Below are 21,774 nucleotides of genomic sequence, written 5' to 3'. Positions count from 1 at the left end.
CCTTTGCAGAGGGTTATTCTTGGGTGAGCCGGGAAAAGCGCAGCGTACTGTTAGGATAATCCAAGCCGTACACGCACCAGATTAATGCAAAATAGGCCAAAGCATGCAGTGGCCAGCGGGCAGGGAGGCTACCTGAAAACAGCGGGGCGGAGGGCAGGCAGGTAAACAGGATGCCAGCCAACACGGAGGCCAGCGCCAGCCATTGGTACACGCGCATGCCGAGAAAATACGGCGTTTGCGGTTCGCCGCGCAGCGATTCTTCCACGAAGCGGAACGCGCCGCTGAGAATCAAATACATGCCGGCAATAAACGAAGCGGGCATGTGCAGTCGGTATAAGCGCCACAGCAGGAAAAAGCTCAGGAAATTGGCGGCGATGGAGTAAAACTGGGTGGGGTGCAGGTTTTGCCCCTGCCAGCCGGCCAGTTTGCACACGCGCGATTTTTCGTGGAAAAAACGTATGCCCGGCATCTCGGTGGGGATGCCGTGGCAGCAGCCCTGAATCAGGCAGCGGCAGCGGCCGAACAGCTGGATGGGGCAGGCAGCCAGCGCGGCCGTGCCCAACAGCGTCCAGCCGCCCAAATCCGAGCAGGCGGCAATCAGGCAGCCGGCCAACACAATGCCCAGCACGCTGCCGTAGTAGCCGAACGGGCGCAGCAGCGCCGACGAGCCTTCCACCCATTGCGCCCACAAGCCCGCGCCGATAAATCCGGCGATGCCCAGCAACCACACCACCCACAGATACTGCGGCAGCAAATAAGCCAGCACCAGAAAACCGCATACGCCGCCCAAGGCAGCATAAAAGCCGTGGTTGATCAGCCGCAGGCGGCCGAAACGCCATTCGTGCCACGAATTGGCAATCGCTTCGGCAGCACGCAGCAGCCTGCGGTATATCGGCTGCCGGTGGCGGATAGCCAAATAAGCAGCCGCCCCGGCCAGCACATCGGCCAAGGTATGGTTGTGCGTGGTCAGGCAGCTCATGATCACCAACGCCGCCAGCACAGCCCATACCATACGCCACTGCGGGCGGCATAGGCAAGAATAGCGTGCCGCCAGCAGCGCCCAAAACACATGGAACGAAGGCAGCGCCGCCGCCGCGCTGTCGTATTCCCGCCCCTGCGCAATCCAGTGCAGCCATAAAGAATTTTCAGGTAGCCTGCCGTAGCGCACGGCAGCCGGAATAACGAGATAACAATAAAAAATCAGCGCCATGCCCCAAAAGGCATCCAAGGCAAAGCCGCGCAGCAGACGGTTTTGCCGCAAACACAGCGGCAGCAGCCCCGCCCACGGATAGAGCAGCACATAAAACACCACGCTGAAGCCCCACAGCGGCACCGCCTCATCCCAAGCGCCGTTGCTATACCACACATCCGGCGGCACCCCCAGCCACACAAATGCTTCATATAGCAGCAGCCACAGCAGCCAAATCTCCAGCCCGAGCAGCAGCCGCTTAGAGAAAGAAACCTCGTGCCCGTTGTCTGGCGGCAGGCTGAACCAGCCGTAGTGCAGCAGCGGGCGCGCGCCGAACTGCCTCTCCATCACCTCGCGCTCGAAGCCCGCCACATAAGCCGCTGTGAGCAGCGCAAACAGCGGCGACACCAGCCACAGCCCGCCCGGCGACTGCGCATACAGCGCCGTGCCCGCACACAGCCAAACCGCGCCGGTGTAAATCGGGTGGCGGCACAGCCGGTAGGCGCCCGAAGCCACGAAATGCTGCGGCGGAAACGCATTCATCGGCAGGCCGCCGCCGCGGTGCCACAAATTGTGCATCGCCCACAACATCAGCGAGAGCCCGGCCGCCGCCAGCAGCGCGCCAGCCAGCGGATAAGGCGGCACCGGCAGCCGCACCGCGCCCGAAGTGTGCCGCGCCCAAAAAATCAGCAGCAGCGGCAGCAGCAGGCAGAACACGGCGGCATAAGCCGTTTTTTGCAGAGCAAGGTTTATTTTTGCCATAACACCCTCTCGTATAAAGCCCAGCCTTCCACGGCAATATTTTCAGGTAGCCTCAAGGTGGCGCGGCTTTTCCATTTCTGTTCGCGGCTGGATAGGAAGCGCCGGCCAAACAATAGCCGCAGCACAGGATTGCGCTCGGCAATGGCCAGCAGCGGCTCGTCTTTAATCGTTTGCGGCGCGGCAAAATCCAAGCGCAGGCCGAATGCCGGCGCCGACAGCCCGCTGGCCTCCAGCACGAAATCTTCGGTGAGCAGGCCGTTGTAAAACAAACGCCGCAGCGGCACTTCGCCGCGCCATTCGATCCACACCGCATAATGTGCCTCCGACACAAAGCGCCCCCAATACAGCTCGCGCAGGGGCAGCCGTTGCGGCCAAAAGTCCATTTCCAGCGTTTCGGCATAGCCCAGGCCATGGTATTCCCGCCCGTTTAAGGCTACCTGAAAACGGGCGGCCGGCGTGTGGGCATGCCATGTCAGTTGCCCGCTGCCGGCCGGCAGGGCAAGGCGGACGCCGTCGGCCAGCGCCTGCCAGCGGCCTTCGAAACCGAGCTTGGCTTGTTGGATGCCGCCGGGGAAAAGCTGCGGGGCGCGCAGGCAGCTGCGCTCGCTGGTGCGTCCTTCGGCTGGGCTGAAAATCAGGGCGGAATAGGGCAGGGTGAGGCCGTGGCAATGCAGCTCGGCCGCGTAGGCAATCAGGGCGTTGCCGGAGGGGTCGATGCCGTCGAAATAGTGTTTGCGCAGGCGGAACATGATGGATGGGCGGTGCGGCCGCTTGGGGCTACCTGAAAAACGAGGTTGCCGCTTAGGCCAAGCTTTCAGGTAGCCTTTGCCGGCGGCGCGGGGTTGCCGACGGCGGCCTAGATGAAGTGGCGGGGATGGGGAGGAAAACGGGTTGCTTGGTGTGCGCCCGGCCTACAGCGCGGCTTCGTCGCGCTCGCCGGTGCGGATGCGCACCACGCCTTCCACCGGCAGGATGAAGATTTTGCCATCGCCGATTTTGCCGGAGTTGGCGGCCTGCACGATGGTTTCAACCGCCTGCTCCACCATGCTGTCTTCCAGCACGATTTCCAGCCGGATTTTGGGTAGGAAGTCCACCGCATATTCCGCGCCGCGGTAGATTTCGGTGTGGCCTTTCTGGCGGCCGAAACCTTTCACTTCGGTTACCGTCATGCCGTTGATGCCGATGTCGGTGAGCGCGTCGCGCACGTCGTCGAGTTTGAATGGCTTGATGATGGCTTCGATTTTTTTCATGGGCGTTGTCCTCGTGTGAACCGGAGGCAAAGCTACCACAAGCCCGCCGCGCTTTCAATCGCCGCCAAGATGCCGACAGGGCGGGGCGGATTTGGCGTATAATCGCGCACTCTTGTCCATTCCTTTCCTGCGAGTCTGCACCATGCCTATCCTCTTCCTGCGCGGCGAGCGCGCCCTGTCTGATTTCCGTGTTGAAAAACTGCGGCAAAAAGCCGCCGCCCTGAGGCTACCTGAAACCGAAATCCGCAGCGAATACTGGTATTTCGCCGATTGCGCCGCCCAGCCGAACGCAGAAGAAACGGGCAAGCTCGAAGCCCTACTGGCCGGGCAGATGGCGCGGGAGCTGCCGCAGTCTTCCGGCAGTCTGCACCTCTTCCTCATCACCCCCCGCCTGGGCACAATTTCCCCCTGGGCTTCCAAAGCCACCGAAATCGCCAAAAACTGCGGCTTTGCCGGCATCGGCCGCATCGAGCGCGGCATGGCGGTGTGGCTTTCAGGTAGCCTTTCCGAAGAGCAGAAACGCCAATGGGCGGCTTTGCTGCACGACCGCATGACCGAATCCGTGCTGCCCGATTTTCAGGTAGCCGCCAAATTGTTTGCCCACCCCGAAGCGCAAACCTTCGCCACGGTAGACGTGCTTTCCGGCGGCCGCGCCGCGTTGGGAAAAGCCAATACCGACTTGGGCTTGGCACTTTCGCCCGACGAAATCGACTACCTGCTGGAAAACTACCGCGCCTTGCAGCGCAACCCCTCCGACGTGGAGCTGATGATGTTCGCCCAAGCCAACAGCGAACACTGCCGCCACAAAATCTTCAACGCCGACTTTATCTTAAACGGCGAAAAGCAGCCCAAATCCCTGTTCCGCATGATTCGCGACACCCACGAAGCCGCACCCGCCGGCACGGTGGTGGCCTATAAAGACAACGCCTCCGTAATCGAAGGCGCCAAAATCAAACGCTTTTATCCGCACGCCGACGCCGCGCAGGGCTACCGTTTCCGCGAAGAAGACACGCACATCCTGATGAAGGTGGAAACGCACAACCACCCCACCGCCATCGCCCCCTTTGCCGGCGCGGCCACCGGCGCCGGCGGCGAAATCCGCGACGAAGGCGCCACCGGCCGAGGCGCGCGCCCCAAAGCCGGCCTCACCGGCTACACCGTTTCCAACCTCAATATCCCCGAGCTCAAGCAGCCTTGGGAACACGGCTACGGCAAGCCCGCCCACATCGCCTCCCCGCTCGACATCATGATTGAAGCCCCCATCGGCGGCGCCGCCTTCAACAACGAATTCGGCCGCCCGAACCTGCTGGGCTATTTCCGCACCTTCGAAGCCGAGTTCGACGGCCAAATGCGCGGCTACCACAAGCCGATTATGATTGCCGGCGGCTTGGGCAACATCCAGGCCGAGCAAACGCATAAGCACGAAATCCCCGAAGGCGCGCTGCTGATTCAGCTCGGCGGCCCCGGCATGCTCATCGGCCTGGGCGGCGGCGCGGCCTCATCAATGGACACCGGCGCCAACGATGCCGCGCTCGACTTCAACTCCGTGCAGCGCGGCAACCCCGAAATCGAACGGCGCGCGCAGGAAGTGATCGACCGCTGCTGGCAGCTCGGCGCGGCCAACCCGATTATCGCCATCCACGACGTGGGCGCGGGCGGGCTTTCCAACGCCTTCCCCGAGCTGGTGAACGATGCCGGGCGCGGCGCGGTGTTTAAGCTGCGCGACGTGCCGCTGGAAGAACACGGTCTCACCCCGCTGCAAATCTGGTGCAACGAAGCGCAGGAGCGCTATGTGCTGTCGATTCTGGAAAAAGATTTGGATACTTTCCGCCAAATCTGCGAACGCGAACGCTGCCCCTTCGCCGTGGTCGGCACGGCCACCAACGACGGCCACTTGCAGGTGCGCGACGATTTGTTTGCCAACAAGCCCGTGGATTTGCCGCTCAACGTATTGCTCGGCAAACCACCCAAAACCACCCGCACCGACCACACGGTAGGGCTACCTGAAAAACCGTTTTCAGGTAGCCGCATCGGGCTGAATGAAGCCGCCTACCGCGTGTTGCAGCTGCCCGCCGTGGCTGCCAAAAACTTCCTCATCAACATCGGCGACCGCAGCGTGGGCGGCCTCACCCACCGCGACCAGATGGTCGGCCGCTGGCAAACCCCCGTGGCCGACTGCGCCGTAACCATCATGGGCTTCGACACCCACCGCGGCGAAGCCATGGCCATGGGCGAAAAGCCCGCCGTGGCGCTGTTTGACGCGCCCGCTTCGGGCCGGATGTGTATCGGCGAAGCCGTTACCAACATCGCCGCCGCCAACATCGGCGAAATCGGCCACATCAAATTCTCCGCCAACTGGATGGCCGCCTGCGGCAATGCGGGCGAAGACGAAAAGCTCTACCGCACCGTGCAGGCCGTGTCGCAGATGTGCCGGGAAATCGGCGTGAGCATCCCGGTGGGCAAAGACAGCCTTTCCATGAAAACCGTGTGGCAGGAGGGCGCGGAGAAGAAAGCCGTGGTGTCGCCTTTGAGCCTGGTGGCCACCGCCTTCGCCCCCGTGCGGGACGTGCGCAAAACCGTTACCCCCGACATCAAGCCGGTGGCCGACAGCGTGCTGCTGCTAGTGGACTTGGGCTTCGGCAAAGCCCGCATGGGCGGCTCGGCGCTCACGCAGGTGTACGGCGAATTGGGCGGCGAAGCGCCCGACATCGAAGCAGGCTACCTGAAAAAGTTTTACGACGTGGTTCAGCAGCTGGTGCAGGAAGACAAACTGCTCGCCTACCACGACCGCAGCGACGGCGGCCTGTTTGCCACGCTGGCGGAAATGGCATTTGCGGGGCGGTGCGGATTGGATATTGATATAGGCGAGCTTGCTTACCAGTCTGAACAAATGCTGAATTGGTTGGATAAACAGCAGGATACTATGCCTGACGACGAGTTTGCTTGCTTGGTAAACAAATTGTTGTTCAATGAAGAGTTGGGTGCAGTGCTGCAAGTGCGTACACAAGATAAAGCTTATTTGTATGAATTGTTTGAAGAGCAAGGTTTAGGAAAGGTAACCCGATACAGCCCTGAATGTGGTATTGCTTTGGTGCAACACATGATTGCAGAAATCGGTTTTAGCACCCAGCATCAAAATATCATCATTACTTGCCAAAATGATGAGCTCTTCCGTGAAAACAGCTTAGACCTGCAACGCGCCTGGCAGTCCACCTCCCACCAAATCCAGCGCCTACGCGACAACCCCGCCTGCGCCGATAGCGAATTCGCCCTCTTGGCCGACAAAGAGCGCGGCAAGCTCTTCGCCGAGCTCAGCTTCGATGTGAAGCAAGACATCGCCGCGCCCTATATTTCAGGTAGCCTCAAGCCCAAAATCGCCGTGCTGCGCGAACAGGGCGTAAACGGCCACGTGGAAATGGCCGCCGCCTTCACCCGCGCCGGCTTCGACGCCTACGACGTGCACATGAGCGACCTGATGGCCGGCCGCACCCGGCTGGAAGACTTCCAAATGCTCGTTGCCTGCGGCGGCTTCAGCTACGGCGACGTGCTCGGCGCAGGCGAAGGCTGGGCCAAATCCATCCTGTTCCACAGCAAACTGCGCGACCAATTCGCCGCCTTCTTCGCCCGGGGCGACACGCTGAGCTTGGGCGTGTGCAACGGCTGCCAGATGATGGCCAACCTCGCCGAAATCATCCCCGGCGCGGCAGCCTGGCCCAAGTTCCGCCGCAACGAGAGCGAGCAGTTTGAAGCCCGCCTGAGCATGGTGCGCGTGCCGAAATCGCCCTCGCTGATTCTGGCCGACATGGCCGGCAGCAGCCTGCCCGTGGTGGTGAGCCACGGCGAAGGCCGCGCCGATTTCAGCCACCTGGGGCAGCCTGCCAACCAAGTATCCGCCGGCCTGCACACCGCCATGCAATACATCGACGGGCAGGGCAATCTCACGCAAACCTACCCGCTCAACCCCAACGGCTCGCCGCAAGCCATCGCCGCCGTTACCACCGCCGACGGCCGCGCCACCATCATGATGCCGCACCCCGAGCGCGTGTACCGCAGCGCGCAGATGAGCTGGCTGCCCGAAGCATGGCGCGATAGCGAATTGGCCGGCTGGTACCGCATGTTTGCCACCGCGCGCAAAGTGTTCGGCTAAAGTGCAAGGCAGGGCAAAGGCTACCTGAAAATGTGAAAACCATTTTTCAGGTAGCCTCCATTATGCGCAGAACGGAGCAAGGCATGGAAATCAATCTGCTGGTGTTAAAACCCTCCAAAATATTCGGCGATCCAAACGAACTGGCAAACTTCCGTTTTGCTAACGGCAAGGGCTTTCCCGCCTCCTATCAACGCTTTGCCAGGCACTACGGCTGGGGCAGGGCGCTGGGGAACTACCTCGTCCACATTCCGGCAAACCCGCAATATTGCGACTCCTGGCAGCAGGCAAGGGAAGCGGTGAAAGCCACCTATCTTTATGATTTAGAAGAATACGAAGGCTTTTTCTCCAAGCAACACCTCCGCCTGATGGCCAGGATGGAATGTTTTGCCAAAAGCGAATCCGGCACGTATCTGTTTTGGGATATTGAAAGCAGGCCGAGCCAAAACGAATTCGATATTTACGCTTTCGACTTCAGGGAAGAGCCCTTCTTCATCGGCTGCTCGCTGGATGAAGTTTGGTTTAAGCTCACCCGCGAATCCGATGCCACCGCCGCCCTGCGCGCCGCACCGCGCCAGGCTGTTTTTGAAGGATTCGATTCAATCGGATAGCAGGCTACCTGAAAACGATGTCTTGGCGCAGCCAAGGGCGAGTTTCTGCGAAGCTAAAGCGCAGCGCCAACGCAGTGAAAACGAGTGCCGCGAGCATCTGCCAAACTAAGATTTTCAGGTAGCCTTCCACACAGCCTTAGCCCGAACCGGCGCATATCCGCTATAATCCGCACTTCCGTTTATCTTTAAGCAATCCCCAAAGCGAATCATGGGACAAAAAATCCAAGCCGTAAAAGGCATGAACGACCTCCTGCCGGTGGAGCAGAAAGATTTCAAGCTCACCGCCGCCTTCTGGCAGGCCTTTGAAAACACCGTGGGCGCCTGGACGCGCCGCTTCGGCTATCGCCAAATCCGCACCCCCATCGTGGAGCAGACCGGCCTGTTCGTGCGCTCCATCGGCGAAGACACCGACGTGGTGGGCAAAGAAATGTATACCTTTGCCGATTCCAACGACACCCTCAGCCTCAGCCTGCGCCCCGAAGGCACCGCCTCCTGCCTGCGCGCCGTGGTCGAGCACAACCTGCTCTACAATGGCCCGCAGAAACTCTGGTATATGGGCCCCATGTTCCGCCGCGAACGCCCGCAGAAAGGGCGCTACCGCCAGTTTCACCAAGTGGGCGTGGAAGCCCTGGGCTACGAAGGCCCCGATATCGATGCCGAAATCATCGCCATGTGCGCCGATTTGTGGCGCGAGCTCGGCATCAGCCAATATCTCACCCTGGAAATCAACAGCTTGGGCAACCGCGAAGAGCGTGCCGCCCACCGCGCCGCCCTGGTAGGCTACCTGAAACAGCACGAAGCGGCGCTAGACGAAGACAGCCGCCGCCGCATGCACACCAACCCCCTGCGCGTGCTGGACAGCAAAAACCCCGATTTGCAGGAAATCTGCAACGCCGCCCCGCGCCTGGCCGACTACCTCGGCGAAGCCTCCCGCGCCCACTACGCCGGCTTCAAAGCCCTGCTCGATGGCCTCGGCATCGCCTATGTGGAAAACCACCGCCTGGTGCGCGGGCTGGACTACTATAACCAAACCGTGTTCGAATGGACCACCGACAAACTCGGCGCGCAAGCCACCGTGTGCGGCGGCGGCCGCTACGACGGCCTGATTGAAGAGCTCGGCGGCAAACCCGCCCCCTCCATCGGTTTTGCCATGGGCGTGGAGCGCCTGCTGCTCTTGGTGTACGAATACGGCAGCCTGCAAGCCGATGCCGCGCCCGATATTTATGTGATACACCAAGGCGGCGATACCCTGCTGGCCAGCATGCAGTATGCCGCCGCCGCCCGCGCTGCCGGTTTCAACGTATTGCAGCATTCCGGCAGCCAAAAGCTGGCGGCGCAAATGAAAAAGGCCGATGCCTCCGGCGTCAAAGTGGCGCTGATTGTGGGCGAGGGCGAGCTGGCCGAAGGCAAAGTGAGCCTGAAAGACATGCAGCAGGGGCGCGGCCAAGCGAGCGTGCCCGCTGCCGATTTGCTTAAACAACTGAACGAATGGATAGGTTAAATGGCTGTTTACGATTTAAAAGACCAAGAAGAAATTGAGAATTTCAAATATTTCTGGCGCAGCTGGGGGCGCTGGCTGTTTGCCTTGCTCGTGGTGGCCGCCATCGGCTATTTCGGCTGGGTGGTGTACCGCAGCCACCAGCGCGGCGTGGGCAGCGAAGCCGTGGCCGTGTTCGACCAGTGGGCGGAAGACAGTCAGGCCGGCAAGCCCGCCGAAGCCGCCAAGCTGCTCGCCCGGCTGCAAAGCGACTATTCCGGCAGCGTATCTGCCGCGCAGGCCACGCTGATGCAGGCCGGCACCGCCTTTGAGCAGGGCAAATACGACGAAGCCGCCGGCCACCTGAACTGGGTGCTCAAATACCAGGAAGACCCGCTCATCCGCGCCCTGGCCATCCAGCGCCTGGCCGTGGTGCAGCTGGAGCAGCAGAAATACGATGACGCGCTCGCCACCCTGGCTATGCCTGCCGATGAAGCCTATGCCGGCATCCTGCTCGAAACCAAGGGCGATGTGTATGCCGCGCAAGGCAAACGCAGCGAAGCCGCCGCCGCCTATAAGCAGGCGCTCGACAAACTGCCGCAGGAAGACGAAGGCCGCCAGTTTTTGCAGCTGAAAATCGATCAGATGAGCTAAACGCAGCGCCCAAAATGAAGGCGGCTGTTGCCGGCGGGAAATCCCGTGGCAACAGCCGCTTTTGGTTTTCAGGTAGCCTTTTGGGGATATGCGAATTAGGCGGGAATGAGGGAATCAAGCAGCAAACCCGCGCCAAATAGGAAATTAACGGCAAACGCCAGCCGCACGATGGCCGGCAGTTCGCGCCCGGCGGCAGCAGGTGTGGCGGCGGCATAGAGGCGGCGCAGGTGGGCGGCGGCCAGGGGCAGGGCGGCGAGCCAAATGAGGCCGGCGGGGGAGGAAACGGGATAGGCGGCATAGCAGGCGACGGCGGCGGCAAGGAGCAGGCTGTGCAGGGTTTGGCTGCGGGCAAAGCCCAGGCGGGCGGCGGGGGTGTGTTTGCCGGAGCGGCGGTCGCTTTCGATGTCGCGGATGTTGTTGATGTGCAGCACGGCGGCGGCGAGTAGGCCGCAGCCGGCGGCGGGCAGCCAGCCTGCGCCCGGGCAGGCGCCCTGTTGCAGGTAGGCGCTGCCCTGCACGCCGAGCAGGCCGAAAAACAGGAATACGCTGATTTCGCCCAGCCCGCGGTAGCCGTAGGCATAGCGGCCGAGGGTGTAGCCGAGGGCGGCGGCGGTGGCGAGCGCGCCGAGTAGCAGGAAGGTGAGCCATTCACGCGGGCTGCGCAGGCTCACGGCAAGCAACGTGCCACCGAGCAGCAGGGCGGAGAGGATGGCGGCGGCGAGGATGCGGCGCACTTGCGGTGGGGCCACCGCCGCGCGGCGGTGAGGCGGGCGGGGCTTCGGCGGCGCGGTATCGGTCGGTGCCGCGCAGGCCGTCGCCGTAGTCGTTGGCGATGTTGGAAACGATTTGCAGGGCGAGTGCGGTGAGCAGGGAGAGGGCAAACACGCCGAAACGCCAGGCGGCGGGGTTGGCATGCCAGGCCAGGGCGTTGCCGCAAAATATGGCGGCGGCAGCCAGCGGCAGGGTGCGCGGGCGGGCGAGCGAGAGCAGGGTGGGGAGCAGGGGCATGGCGGGTGGGAATAGGGAGAGGCTACCTGAAAAATGCGGCGGCGTTAATGCAGCAGCCACACGGCGGCGCGGATTACAAGCAGGCTCATCAGCGCGGCGATGATGTCGTCGAGCATCACGCCGAAGCCGCCGCTCACTCGTTGGTCGAACCAGCGGATGGGCGGCGGTTTTACCGCGTCGAAGAAGCGGAAGGCGGCGAAGGCGGCGAGCCACCAGGGCCAGCTTTGCGGCGTGAAGGCGAGCACCAGCAGCATGGCCACGATTTCGTCCCACACGATGCCGCCGTAGTCGTGCACGCCGAGGGCGGCTTCGGTTTGGTTGCAAATCCAGATGCCGGCGGCAAACAGGGGCAGGCAGAGGAGGGCGAGCAGCCAGCCTTCGATGCCCAGCGCGATGAGCAGGGCGGCAATGGGCAGGGCGGGCAGGGTGCCGAAGGTGCCAGGGGCAAAGGGGGCGAGGCCGCTGCCGAAGCCGAAGCCGAGGAAGCAGGCGGGGCGGCGCAGCAGCCAGCGCAGGGTGGGCGGAAGGCGGGTTGTTGTTTAGCCAAAGTGGTCGAATCCTAATTGGGAAAGGTGCAGCTCGCTGCCGTTGGCGCGCAGGATTTTCAGGTAGCCCGAACCGTTGATGCGGCCGATGCGGGCTATGGGGGTGCGGCTGCTTGCGGCGGCGGCGAGCACGGCGGGGCGCTCTTGCGGCGGGGCGGTGAACACGAGCTCGTAGTCGTCGCCGCCGGCGAGGTGAGCTCGTGTAGGCTTTGATCGGGCAGGCATTGGCGCAGGCCGGGGGCGGTGGGCACGTGGTCGGCAAAGAGCTCGGCGCCCGTGCCGGAGGCGCGCAGGATGTGGCCGAGGTCTTGGGCGAGGCCGTCGGAAATGTCTTGTGCGGCGGTGGCGAGGGGCAGCAGGGCTTGGCCGAGGGCGACGCGCGGGGTGGGGCGCAGGCGGGCGGCTTCGCATTCGGCAAACAGGTTTTCAGGTAGCCTGATTTTTTGCCAGATGTGGTGCAGGGCGGCGGCGGCAAGGCCGATTTGGCCGGACACCCAGATGTCGTCGCCGTTTTGTGCGCCGCTGCGGCGCAGGGCTTGGCCGGCGGGCAGCTCGCCGGTGATGGCCACGTTGAAGGCAAGATCGCCTTTGGTGGTGTCGCCGCCGATGAGGGTGATGCCGTATTGGCGCAGCATGGCGAAAAGGCTACCTGAAAATGCTTGCAGCCAGGCGGGATCGAGCGCGGGCAGGGCGGCGCTGAGCATCACCCAGCGCGGGCGGGCGCCCATGGCGGCCATGTCGGAAATGTTTACGGCGAGGATTTTATGCGCGAGGTCGGCGGGGGGAACTTCGGGGAAGAAGTGGCGGCCGGCGAGCAGCATGTCGCTGCTGAAGCATAAATCATAGCCGGGGCGGGGGCGGACGATGGCGGCGTCGTCGCCGATGCCGAGCAGGAGATCGGGGTCGGCGGGCTGCTTGGCGGCGAGGTAGCGGCGGATGAAGTCGAATTCGCCGAGGGTTTTGCGGTGGATTGGGGCATGGCGGGGTGGTTTGGGGGTGGGCGGGAGGCTACCTGAAAATTTCAGGTAGCCTTTGGGTTACGTTTTGCTTGGCGGAATCCGGTGTTTTGCTGTGCGGGAGCTCGGCTTGGGCTGCGCCAAGACGTTGTTTTAACTTCGTTGAAGCTCACGCTTTCAGGTAGCCTGTTTGCTGGGTGGGGAAGTGTTTTCAGATTATTTAACATGGTGATCTATCATCCACCCATATTCCTTGGTATCTGTAAGGCATCAATCCAGTTCCTTTCGGCTCAAACGGTTTATCCCTTAAATACAAGCGTTCCGGCATCTGCCGTTTGATATGCCATTCCAAATTGGCGGGGCGTCTGTCGAGGCTGAGGTCGAACGGCACCATCTGCCATTGGCCGTTGATGGCTTTGTATTGGGTGTAGGGGAAGCCGGGGCTCGGCCAATCGAAGCAGTATACGGATGTGACCACCACATACCATACGCCTTGCGCATCCCTGTCCAGCAGCACGGGGCGCCATCTGCTGTTCCACACGGGCGGCTTATCCAGCCCTTTGGCATCGAGCACAACCACTTCGTCTTTGCTCGGTTTGAAGTCGGCGCCTTCGGGGTTGTGGTTGATGTCGCCTTCCAAGGTGCGCCGCACCAGCACTACTGTGCCATCGCCCAGCTGCACTTCTTCTTCCCAGCTGGCGCCGAGTTTGCCTTCGCCGCAGGCAGTGAGCAGAGCCAGCAGGCAGAACAGGCGGAGGAGTTTGGCGGGCATGGCGGCGTTCCTTTTGGTTTCGTGGGGTTGTTAGCTTCGCAGAAATTCGGTTTGGGTTGCGCTAAGACGTCGGCTCACTTCGTTGAAGTTTATTTTTCAGGTAGCCTCTAATCGCGCACGTAGATGGTTTCCACGTCGTAATCGTCGTCGTTCCAATCGTCTTCGTCTTCCGGCTCGGCGGGGGGCTGGTTGTGGCTGAGGGGGGAATCCATGCCGCATTCCCAGCGCAATACGGAGAGCAGGTGGTGGATGTCTTCGGGCAGGGGGGCTTCAAACTGCACGATTTGGCCGCTTTCGGGGTGGGTGAAGCTGAGGCGGTAGGCGTGCAGGGCTTGGCGGGCAAGCTGGCGCACGGCTTCTTTCACGGCTTCGGAGGCGGGGTGGCGCGGGTTGCCGTATACGGGGTCGGCGGCGAGGGGGTGGTTGGCTTCGCGCAGGTGCACGCGGATTTGGTGGGTGCGGCCGGTTTCGAGGGCGCATTCGATGTAGCTGTGGCTTTGGTAGCGTTCGAGCACTTTCACGTGGGTGACGGCTCTTTTGCCGCCGAATTCGACTACGGCCATTTTGAGGCGGTTGTGCGGGTCGCGGCCGATGAGGGTGTCGATTTTGCCGTCGAAGGGCACGATGCCGTCGGCCACGGCGCGGTAGATGCGTTTCACGCTGCGCGCTTGCAGCTGCTGCACGAGGCTGTTTTGCGCGGCGGGGGTTTTGGCCACCACCATCAGGCCGCTGGTGTCTTTGTCGAGGCGGTGCACGATGCCGGCGCGGGGCAGGGCGGAGAGCGCGGGGCAGTGGGCGAGCAGGCCGTTGAGCAGGGTGCCGCTCCAGTTGCCGGCGGCGGGGTGGACCACGAGGCCGGCGGGTTTGTTTAATACGATCACGCTGTCGTCTTCAAACACGATGTCCAGCGGCATGGGCTCGGGCTGGAAGGCTTGGGTTTCGTGGCTGGGCTGTATGTGCACTTCGAGCTTTTCGCCGCCGATGAGCCGCTCTTTGGGCAGGGCGCGCTCGCCGCCCAGCAATACGGCGCCGTCTTTAATCCAGGCGCTGAGGCGGCTGCGGGAATAGTCGGGCAGCAGTTTGGCCAGGGCGGCATCGAGCCGCTGGCCGGCCAAATCGGTGGGCACGGTTAAATTTATACAATTTTCCGCTTCTGCCTCTGCCGAAAAGTCGAAATCATCGTTATAATCGGCGTCGTTATTGCTATAGGAAGAAATGTTCTGCATGAAAAAGATTCTTTTGGTTACCGGGTTGGCGCTGATGCTGTCGGCCTGCTCCAGCACTTCCACCACCGCTGTGAGCAAAGATGCGCAGGTTACGCAGGATTGGTCGGTGGAAAAGCTGTATGCCGAGGCGCACGACGAAATGGAGAGCCGCAATTATAGCCGCTCGGTGCGCTTATATGAAATTCTGCGGGCGCGCTTCCCCAACACGCGCCAGGCGGTGCAGTCGCATTTGGATACCGCCTATGTGTATTACAAAGACGAGCAGCAGCCCCAGGCGCGGGCGCACATCGAGCAGTTCCTCAAGCTCTACCCCAATCACCCGAACACGGATTACGCGCTGTATCTGAAGGGCTTGATTGTGCTGAACCAAGATAAGTCCATCTTCAACAAGCTGGCCTCGCAGGATTGGTCCGACCGCGACCCGAAAGCCAACCGCGAAGCCTACCAAATCTTCAACGAGCTGGTTACCCGCTTCCCCGAAAGCAAATATGCCGCCGACGCCCGCGAGAAAATGGAACGCCTGGTGGACGCGCTGGGCGGCAACGAAATCGCCATCGCCCGCTACTATATGCAGCGCGGTGCCTATCTGGCCGCTGCCAACCGTGCCCAAGGCATCATCAGCCGCTATCAAAACACGCGCTACGTGGAAGAATCGCTCGCCATCATGATGACCGCCTACAAACGCCTCGGCCAGCAGCAGCTCAGCGACGACACCCGCCGCGTGCTGGCGCAAAACTTCCCGCAAAGCCCCTATTTGCAGAAAGACTGGCAGCCCGACGACATCCCGTGGTGGCGCTACTGGAAATAGTCTGCCCCTTTTGAGGCTACCTGAAAAAGTTTGTGCCGCCGAAACCGCATTGCCCGTTTTGGTTGCGCCGAAGCAAATGTTTTCAGGTAGCCTTTTCAACAGAAACGCCTTGCCTCAAAAAGGATATGCCATGAACAAACTCTCCCCCCTGTTTGCCGCCTGCCTGCTCGGCCTCTACGCCGCAGCCAGTGCCGCCACCTACGAATGCACCGACCGCCAAGGCCGCCGCAGCTACACCTCCAGCCCCGTGCCCGGCGCCAACTGCCGCGCCGCCAACCTCGGCCGCGTCACCACCTATCCGGCACCCGCCCACAGCGCGCCCGCCGCCACCGATTACAGTAGCCCTGCCGCCGCCGCGCCCGCCCTGGTCGAATCTGCCGCCAACGAGAGCCAGCGCGCCGCCGCAGCCGAACGCCTGCGCCAAGCCCAGCAAAACCTGGAAGAGGGCCGCAAAGTGCGCTACGGCAACGAGCGCAACTACGCCCGCTATCTCGAGCGCGTGGGTAAGCTGGAAGAAGAAGTGAACCGCGCCCAGCAGGAAGTGAACAGCCTGAACAAATAAGCGCCTGCCGCTTCGCCGGTTTGGTTTTCAGGTAGCCTGAAGCGTTTGAAGGCTACCTGAAAAACCAGCGAAGCCGGTTTCCGGCCGGAATCCCGCCCTATTTTAGTTTTGCAGAAATTCAGCCTTGGCTATGCCAAGACATCGATTTAGCTTCGCTGAAGCTGACACTTTCAGGTAGCCTCATGCCCGCCATCCCCACGCACTACCGCAACCTGCGCGTGCCCGAAACCGCCACGGATCAGGAGATACGCGAGGCCTACCGCCGCCTGTCGAAACGCTACCACCCCGATTTCAACCCCGACAACGCCGAAGCCCTGCGCATCATGCAGCTGGTCAACAAGGCCTACGCCGTGCTCTCCGACCCCGAGCAGCGCAAACGGCACGACGCCTGGATTGCCGCCCAACGCCAGGCCAAAGCCGCCAGCCCGCTGCTGCAACGCGCCATCGCCTGGCGCAAACGGCAAAGCAACAAGCAATTCTGGCTGGTGCTCGGCATCGGCCTGCTGCTGGGCTTGCTGGTGTTGCAGGCATGGCGGTGGCTCGCCGGAGCGGGCGGCAACGCGCAGAAAAGCCCGCCCTCGGCCGTGGCGCAGCTGGCCGAGAGCGGCAAGGGCCAAGCCTACCAACGCCCCGCCCAAGCCCCCAATGGCAGCGCCTGGCCGTATTTTTCCGATTACATCGCCGGCTATCCCGTGGCCGCGCAAAACGGGCAATCCATCGCCAGCATCGCCAACCACGGCGCCGACCGCATGGTGGAGCTGCAAATGCAGCAAGACGGCACCTGGCAAAATATCCGCACCTTCTATATGCCCACACAGGGCTTCTTCACGCTATACGAGCTCGGCGCCGGCCAATACCGCCTGTTTTACATCGACTTAGACAGCGGCAAAAACACCCAAACCGCAGTTTGGCCGATTGAAAAACAAGGCGATTCGCCCGTGTACCCCGATGCCGGCATCGTGCTCCCGCCCACACCCTGAGGAACCATATGAGCGCATCCCCCGCCCCCAAATACACCGAAGAAACCGTATTGTGGGTGAAACGGCACACGCCGAAACTGATGAGTTTCGCCATCAGCCGACCCACCGAATACCGCTTTGCCGCCGGGCAGTTTTCCCGCCTCGGCTTCCCGCAGGATTCCGGCTTCATCTGGCGCGCCTATTCCGTGGTGTCCGCCGAATACGACGACACGCTGGAATACTTCGTGGTGCTGATTGAAGACGGCCCCATGTCGGCCAAATTCGCCGCCCTGCAAGAGGGTGACCGCATCCTGCTCGACAAAACCGCCACCGGCTTCCTGCTGCCCGAGCGTTTCCCCGACGGGCAGGACCTGATTATGCTGTGCACCGGCTCCGGCATCGCCCCCTTCCTTTCCATCTTGCAGCAGCCGCAGATTTGGCAGCGCTTCGAGCACTTGGCGCTGGCGCATTCCGTGTCCTATGCCGAAGAAGCCGTGTTCAACGAACGCATCCGCGCTTTGGCCGAACACCCGCTGGTGGGCGAGGATTTCCACAAGCTGCGCTTCGTGCCCGTGCTCACCCGCGAGCCGCAGGCCGGCGCGCTGCACAGCCGCCTGCCGCAGCTTTTGCAAGACGGCAGCCTCAGCCGCGCCTTCGGTTTGCCGTTTACCGCCGAGCGCAGCCGCTTCATGCTCTGCGGCAACCCGGCCATGGTGAAAGACACCTTCCAAGCCCTGCTCCAGCTCGGCTTTGCCATGCACCGCAACCGCATCCCCGGGCAGATTATGATGGAGAATGCGTTTTAATCTTGGATAACGATTGGTTGTGAGAAATAAGCAGGCTACCTGAAAACGGTTTTTCGTTTTTCAGGTAGCCTGAGTTTTTTACCAACCCAAATGTCCATCAATCCGAATATTGGATTACTTCAAGTCGTAATTTGGATTAATTCCAATGGATGTTATTACTTCATTAAACTCATTGATATGTTTGCTTTTATCTGTAATGACAAATTTATATTCTCCTCTAGGTAGGGTAAAGCACTAAAATTCAACAAGATAAGACTTATTTTTGTCATTTGTTATGGTGCCGCTCCATACGTTAGATACTTCATTAGTGTTGGTATATTCTTTATTTATTATTTCAATATTGTTTGAGTTGTATGCTACAACCTGAAATCTATAAACTTGTGTTTTTATATTATTATCTAGTCCTGAAAAGTTTCTTTGTATATTGTCGGCGGACTCATTGAAAATATAATTTCCTTTATCGTAGTCTTCACCAAATACCTTCTTCATTCCATCAATAAACTCTATATTCATATCAACACAGTATTGGTGTTTTAAATAAAAAGTTTTATTCAAAGTTACTTGCTTGTTTTGCCCTAAAGGAAAACTTATGTAGGAGGATGGTTGAATTCTTCCTAGAATTAATGCTCTACAGTAACCCCAACTTATTATTATATATGGAATTATTATTAAGATAGCTATGCTCCACAACCATGGGGAAAAGCGTTTTAGACGGCTTATTAGATGAGGAGAATGTTGAGAACCAGCCCCGATTGTTGGATCAGGCTTAGGTGTTGAAGGTTGCTGTTTATCCATCTCAAATTCCTTTTATCAGGATGATTGAAGTAAGGTGGGATAAGCTCAATCAGGTATTGCGCAGGCTACAGATAGCTTGCAACGATGATGTGTTATTTAAGGAGTACAAGTAAGGCTACCTGAAAACATCAGCTTCAGCGCAGTTAAAACGGGTTTTCGTTTTTCAGGTAGCCTTTTGCTGTGTGAGCGGGTGGGGTTTATTGGGCGGCCAGATCTTGCTGCAGGGCGGTTTGCAGCTCTTGTTGGCTGCACACGGCGGTGCCGAGCTTGGCCACGACCACGCCGGCGGCGGCGTTGGCGATGTGCATGGCTTGGCGCAGGTTGAGCTTGGCGGCCAAGGCGAGGCCCATGGTGGCGATCACGGTGTCGCCGGCGCCGGATACGTCGAACACTTCCTGTGCGCGGGTGGGCTGGTGGCTGATGTGGTCGGGCTCGTAGAGGCTCATGCCTTCTTCGCTGCGGGTGAGCAGCAGGGCGCTCAGTTGCAGGTGGCGGCGCAGGGCTTCGGCTTTTTCGGTAAGCTCGGCTTCGTTGCGCCAGGCGCCGACCACTTGGCGCAGTTCGCTGCGGTTGGGGGTGATGAGGTGGGCGCCGGCGTATTTTTCGTAGTCGTCGCCTTTGGGATCGACGAGCACGGGTTTGTGGTGGGCGCGGGCAAAGTCGATCATGTCGGCCACTTGGTGCAGGCAGCCTTTGCCGTAGTCGGAGAGGATGACGGCGTCGTAGCTGGGCAGCAGGCTGCGGTATTGCTGGTTGAGCTGCCGGAGCACGTGTTGGCCGGGGGTTTCTTCGAAATCGATGCGCAGGAGCTGCTGGTTGCGGGAGAGGACGCGCAGCTTGACGGTGGTGGCGATATCGGGATCGCGCTGGAGGAAGGTTTGCACGCCGTTGCTTTGGATGATGTTTTCCAGCTCGCGGGCGGCTTCGTCTTGCCCGACGATGGAAAGCAGGCCGACTTGGCCGCCGAGCGAGGCGATGTTGCGGGCCACGTTGCCGGCGCCGCCGGCGCGCTGGTCCATGCGCTCGATTTTGGCCACGGGCACGGGCGCTTCGGGGGAAATGCGCTCTACGCCGCCAAACCAGTAGCGGTCGAGCATGGTGTCGCCCACCACGAGGACACGGGCGGAAGTAAAGAGCCGGGGGAGGTGGTCGGGCAGGGGGGCGGTCATGGTGGAATCCTTTGCGGCGGGGCGGTGTGGGGGGTTTCAGGTAGCCTGAATGCGGCTTGGGGCTACCTGAAAATTATGTGCCGGGCATGCATACCCAGCCTACCGGCCAAACATTATTGCCGATGTTGCTGCACAAACCGCAATTCGTTTCGGGCGGTTTGGTCGTTCGGGTTCAGTTGCAGGGCTTGGCGGTAGTGGCGTTCGGCGGCCTGCCATTGGCCGCGTTCCACTGCGGCGTAGCCTAGGCCGCGCAAGGCCATGCCTTGGAAATAGACTGTCTGCGCCCGGTCGGGCAGCGTTTTGGCGGCTTCGTGCAAACGGTTAAACAGGCGGTTGGCGGCGGCAAAATCTTTTTGCGCGTTGGCCACTTGCCCGCGTTCGCTTAAAAACTGCGGCTCGTAGGGGGCGATTTTCAGGGCGGCATCCAAATCTGCCGCCGCTGCGGCGTAGTTTCTCTGCTCCACATAAACGAAGGCGCGCAGATAACGCGGCATCAGCCATTCGGCGGATACGACTTCTGTGTCTTGCCTGCGGTTGGCGGCTTCGCCCAGCAGCAGGAGGGCGTGCGCCTGATTGCCGGCGGCACGCACGTTGCGGTGGGCGCGCAGCTTGGCATCGGCTTGGGCAACCAGGCGGTTTAGCATCGGCAGGGCTTGGGCGCTTTGGTGGCGCTGGATTAAGGCGGCGGCCTGCGACAATTCGCGCTGCATGTTTTCAGGTAGCCTGCTCGGCGCTTGGGCTTGGGCGGGCGGTGGGGCAGCACGCACTATTTGCGAGGGTGGGGCGGCGTGGGCGCTTGGCGCCAGCAGCAAAATGGGGAGGACTAGGGCGAGCAGGTGTGGTTTCATGGCTGGGTGTCCGTTAGGTGGATGGTATGCCCGATGGTTTTCGCAATGTGGGGCTACCTGAAAATGATGTGCTGTCGGTTTTCAGGTAGCCTTTGGCTTGGCAGGAGGCTACCTGAAAACGGGTGGAAACTATTCGCCCATGGCGGCCAGCAGTTCGGCCTGGTGTTCAGCCACCAGGGCGTTGGTGATTTCTTCCATGTCGCCGTCCATCACGAAATCGAGCTTGTGCAGGGTGAGGTTGATGCGGTGGTCGGTGATGCGGCCTTGGGGGTAGTTGTAGGTGCGGATGCGTTCGCTGCGGTCGCCGCTGCCGATGAGGGATTTGCGTTCGGCGGCTTCTTTGGCTTGGGCTTCGCGCTTTTGTTTGTCGTTAAGCCGGGCGGCGAGCACTTTCATGGCTTGGGCTTTGTTGGCGTGCTGGCTGCGGCCGTCTTGACATTCGACCACCATGCCGGTGGGCAGGTGGGTGATGCGGATGGCGGAGTCGGTTTTGTTGATGTGCTGGCCGCCGGCGCCGGAGGCGCGGAAGGTGTCGATGCGCAGCTCGGCGGGGTTGAGCTGGATTTCTTCGAGCTCGTCGGCTTCGGGCATCACGGCCACGGTGCAGGCGGAGGTGTGGATGCGGCCTTGGCTTTCGGTGGCGGGCACGCGCTGCACGCGGTGGCCGCCGCTTTCGAATTTGAGCCGGCCGTAGGCGCCGATGCCGGCGATGCGGGCGATGACTTCTTTGTAGCCGCCGAGGTCGCTTTCGTTGGCGGAAACGATTTCTACCTGCCAGCGGTTGCGTTCGGCAAAGCGGGTGTACATGCGCAAGAGGTCGGCGGCGAAAAGGGCGGCTTCGTCGCCGCCGGTGCCGGCGCGGATTTCGAGGAAGATGTTTTTGCCGTCGTCTTCGTCTTTGGGCAGCAGGAGCTTTTGCAGCTCGGTGTCGAGGCTGCTGATTTTGGCTTTGGCGGCTTCGATTTCTTCGGCGGCGAAGTCTTTCATTTCGGGGTCGGAAAGCATGTCTTCGGCGTCGGCAAGGTCGCTTTCGGCCTGGCGGTATTGGCGGTAGGCTTCGACCACGGGGGTGAGCTCGGCGTGCTCTTGGTTAAGCTGGCGGAAGCGGGAAATATCGGCGGTGGCTTCGGGGGTGCTGAGCAGGGCGGTAACTTCTTCGAGCCGCTCGGAAAGGGATTGGAGTTTGCTTAAAACGGAGGGTTTCATGTGGGGCTTTCAAACAATTTTCAGGTA

The 21,774-nt window shown here is 61.0% G+C and carries 20 protein-coding genes and 1 pseudogene; 8 read left to right on the top strand and 13 right to left on the bottom strand.

All coding sequences use genetic code 11. The features are described from left to right. Window positions 1–13: 13 nt before the first annotated feature. From LG371_RS03550 to LG371_RS03540, 3 genes are all read right to left on the bottom strand, one after another. Window positions 14–1,951 (bottom strand): prolipoprotein diacylglyceryl transferase family protein, encoded by a 1,938-nt coding sequence (locus LG371_RS03550; RefSeq protein WP_067592587.1) that lies wholly within the window; start codon window positions 1,949–1,951, stop codon window positions 14–16. Continuing rightward, entirely contained in the window at window positions 1,939–2,700 is a 762-nt protein-coding gene (locus LG371_RS03545) for a hypothetical protein (RefSeq protein ID WP_067592590.1), read from the bottom strand. Before LG371_RS03545 ends, LG371_RS03550 begins: the two co-directional genes overlap by 13 nt. A 162-nt stretch (window positions 2,701–2,862) precedes the next feature. Then, window positions 2,863–3,201 carry a P-II family nitrogen regulator gene (locus LG371_RS03540; RefSeq protein WP_067592593.1) on the bottom strand — a complete coding sequence of 113 codons (339 nt, stop codon included), beginning with the start codon at window positions 3,199–3,201 and terminating at the stop codon, window positions 2,863–2,865. Between the two features lie 142 nt (window positions 3,202–3,343). Here LG371_RS03540 and purL point away from each other — a divergent pair, with 142 nt between their 5' ends. The 4 genes from purL to LG371_RS03520 all read left to right on the top strand — a co-directional run bounded on the left by purL (window position 3,344) and on the right by LG371_RS03520 (window position 10,087). Continuing rightward, entirely contained in the window at window positions 3,344–7,348 is a 4,005-nt protein-coding gene (gene purL, locus LG371_RS03535; RefSeq protein WP_067592596.1) for a phosphoribosylformylglycinamidine synthase, read from the top strand. Between the two features lie 32 nt (window positions 7,349–7,380). Continuing rightward, window positions 7,381–7,956 carry a hypothetical protein gene (locus LG371_RS03530; RefSeq protein WP_156503522.1) on the top strand — a complete coding sequence of 192 codons (576 nt, stop codon included), beginning with the start codon at window positions 7,381–7,383 and terminating at the stop codon, window positions 7,954–7,956. A 208-nt stretch (window positions 7,957–8,164) separates the two neighbouring features. Next, a complete protein-coding gene (gene hisS / locus LG371_RS03525; RefSeq protein WP_225747764.1) occupies window positions 8,165–9,457 on the top strand; it encodes a histidine--tRNA ligase in 1,293 nt (430 codons plus the stop codon). Then, complete coding sequence (locus tag LG371_RS03520) at window positions 9,458–10,087, top strand: tetratricopeptide repeat protein (protein ID WP_067592605.1); 630 nt, start codon at window positions 9,458–9,460, stop codon at window positions 10,085–10,087. It begins immediately after the preceding gene. Between the two features lie 95 nt (window positions 10,088–10,182). Here the strand turns inward: LG371_RS03520 and menA are convergent, their stop codons facing one another. The 6 genes and pseudogenes from menA to rluD form a co-directional block, all read right to left on the bottom strand. Continuing rightward, entirely contained in the window at window positions 10,183–10,836 is a 654-nt protein-coding gene (gene menA, locus LG371_RS03515) for a 1,4-dihydroxy-2-naphthoate octaprenyltransferase (RefSeq protein ID WP_225747763.1), read from the bottom strand. Continuing rightward, the gene (locus tag LG371_RS03510; protein WP_225747762.1) at window positions 10,736–11,155 is read right to left on the bottom strand and encodes a hypothetical protein; all 420 of its coding nucleotides are present in this window, start codon (window positions 11,153–11,155) and stop codon (window positions 10,736–10,738) included. The genes menA and LG371_RS03510 overlap by 101 nt, the downstream gene beginning before the upstream one ends. Then, window positions 11,140–11,610, bottom strand: coding sequence for a phosphatidylglycerophosphatase A (locus LG371_RS03505; protein WP_225748044.1), 471 nt, complete (start codon window positions 11,608–11,610; stop codon window positions 11,140–11,142). The genes LG371_RS03510 and LG371_RS03505 overlap by 16 nt, the downstream gene beginning before the upstream one ends. Before the next feature lie 24 nt (window positions 11,611–11,634). Beyond that, window positions 11,635–12,611: pseudogene (gene thiL / locus LG371_RS03500) on the bottom strand (thiamine-phosphate kinase). Between the two features lie 205 nt (window positions 12,612–12,816). Then, complete coding sequence (locus LG371_RS03495) at window positions 12,817–13,368, bottom strand: hypothetical protein (RefSeq protein WP_067592618.1); 552 nt, start codon at window positions 13,366–13,368, stop codon at window positions 12,817–12,819. Between the two features lie 107 nt (window positions 13,369–13,475). After that, a complete protein-coding gene (gene rluD, locus LG371_RS03490) occupies window positions 13,476–14,594 on the bottom strand; it encodes a 23S rRNA pseudouridine(1911/1915/1917) synthase RluD (protein WP_225747761.1) in 1,119 nt (372 codons plus the stop codon). Here rluD and LG371_RS03485 point away from each other — a divergent pair. The 4 genes from LG371_RS03485 to LG371_RS03470 all read left to right on the top strand — a co-directional run bounded on the left by LG371_RS03485 (window position 14,593) and on the right by LG371_RS03470 (window position 17,729). Continuing rightward, window positions 14,593–15,402, top strand: coding sequence for an outer membrane protein assembly factor BamD (locus tag LG371_RS03485; RefSeq protein WP_067592620.1), 810 nt, complete (start codon window positions 14,593–14,595; stop codon window positions 15,400–15,402). The two genes, rluD and LG371_RS03485, sit on opposite strands and share 2 nt — an antisense overlap. A 130-nt stretch (window positions 15,403–15,532) precedes the next feature. Further along, on the top strand, window positions 15,533–15,964 hold the full coding sequence (locus LG371_RS12325) for a DUF4124 domain-containing protein (protein ID WP_305054837.1): 432 nt from the start codon (window positions 15,533–15,535) through the stop codon (window positions 15,962–15,964). Between the two features lie 182 nt (window positions 15,965–16,146). Beyond that, a complete protein-coding gene (locus tag LG371_RS03475) occupies window positions 16,147–16,944 on the top strand; it encodes a J domain-containing protein (protein ID WP_067592626.1) in 798 nt (265 codons plus the stop codon). A gap of 8 nt (window positions 16,945–16,952) precedes the next feature. Beyond that, complete coding sequence (locus LG371_RS03470) at window positions 16,953–17,729, top strand: ferredoxin--NADP reductase (protein ID WP_067592629.1); 777 nt, start codon at window positions 16,953–16,955, stop codon at window positions 17,727–17,729. A 234-nt stretch (window positions 17,730–17,963) separates the two neighbouring features. Here LG371_RS03470 and LG371_RS03465 read toward each other — a convergent pair whose 3' ends face one another. The 4 genes from LG371_RS03465 to prfA all read right to left on the bottom strand — a co-directional run bounded on the left by LG371_RS03465 (window position 17,964) and on the right by prfA (window position 21,747). After that, window positions 17,964–18,524, bottom strand: a complete 561-nt coding sequence (locus tag LG371_RS03465) for a hypothetical protein (RefSeq protein WP_225747760.1) — start codon at window positions 18,522–18,524, stop codon at window positions 17,964–17,966. 197 nt (window positions 18,525–18,721) lie between these two features. Continuing rightward, window positions 18,722–19,693 (bottom strand): D-glycero-beta-D-manno-heptose-7-phosphate kinase, encoded by a 972-nt coding sequence (gene rfaE1, locus LG371_RS03460; protein ID WP_225747759.1) that lies wholly within the window; start codon window positions 19,691–19,693, stop codon window positions 18,722–18,724. A 113-nt stretch (window positions 19,694–19,806) separates the two neighbouring features. Continuing rightward, window positions 19,807–20,541: a tetratricopeptide repeat protein gene (locus LG371_RS03455; RefSeq protein WP_082890748.1), complete on the bottom strand. Its 735-nt coding sequence runs from the start codon at window positions 20,539–20,541 to the stop codon at window positions 19,807–19,809. 129 nt (window positions 20,542–20,670) lie between these two features. Next, a complete protein-coding gene (prfA, locus tag LG371_RS03450) occupies window positions 20,671–21,747 on the bottom strand; it encodes a peptide chain release factor 1 (protein WP_067592641.1) in 1,077 nt (358 codons plus the stop codon). Window positions 21,748–21,774 lie beyond the last annotated feature (27 nt).

It is taken from the genome of Eikenella sp. Marseille-P7795 (assembly GCF_916618725.1).
Classification (GTDB): domain Bacteria; phylum Pseudomonadota; class Gammaproteobacteria; order Burkholderiales; family Neisseriaceae; genus Eikenella; species Eikenella longinqua.
The sequence above is the reverse complement of the archived record's forward strand: the minus strand, read 5'-3'. Positions and strand labels throughout refer to the sequence as shown.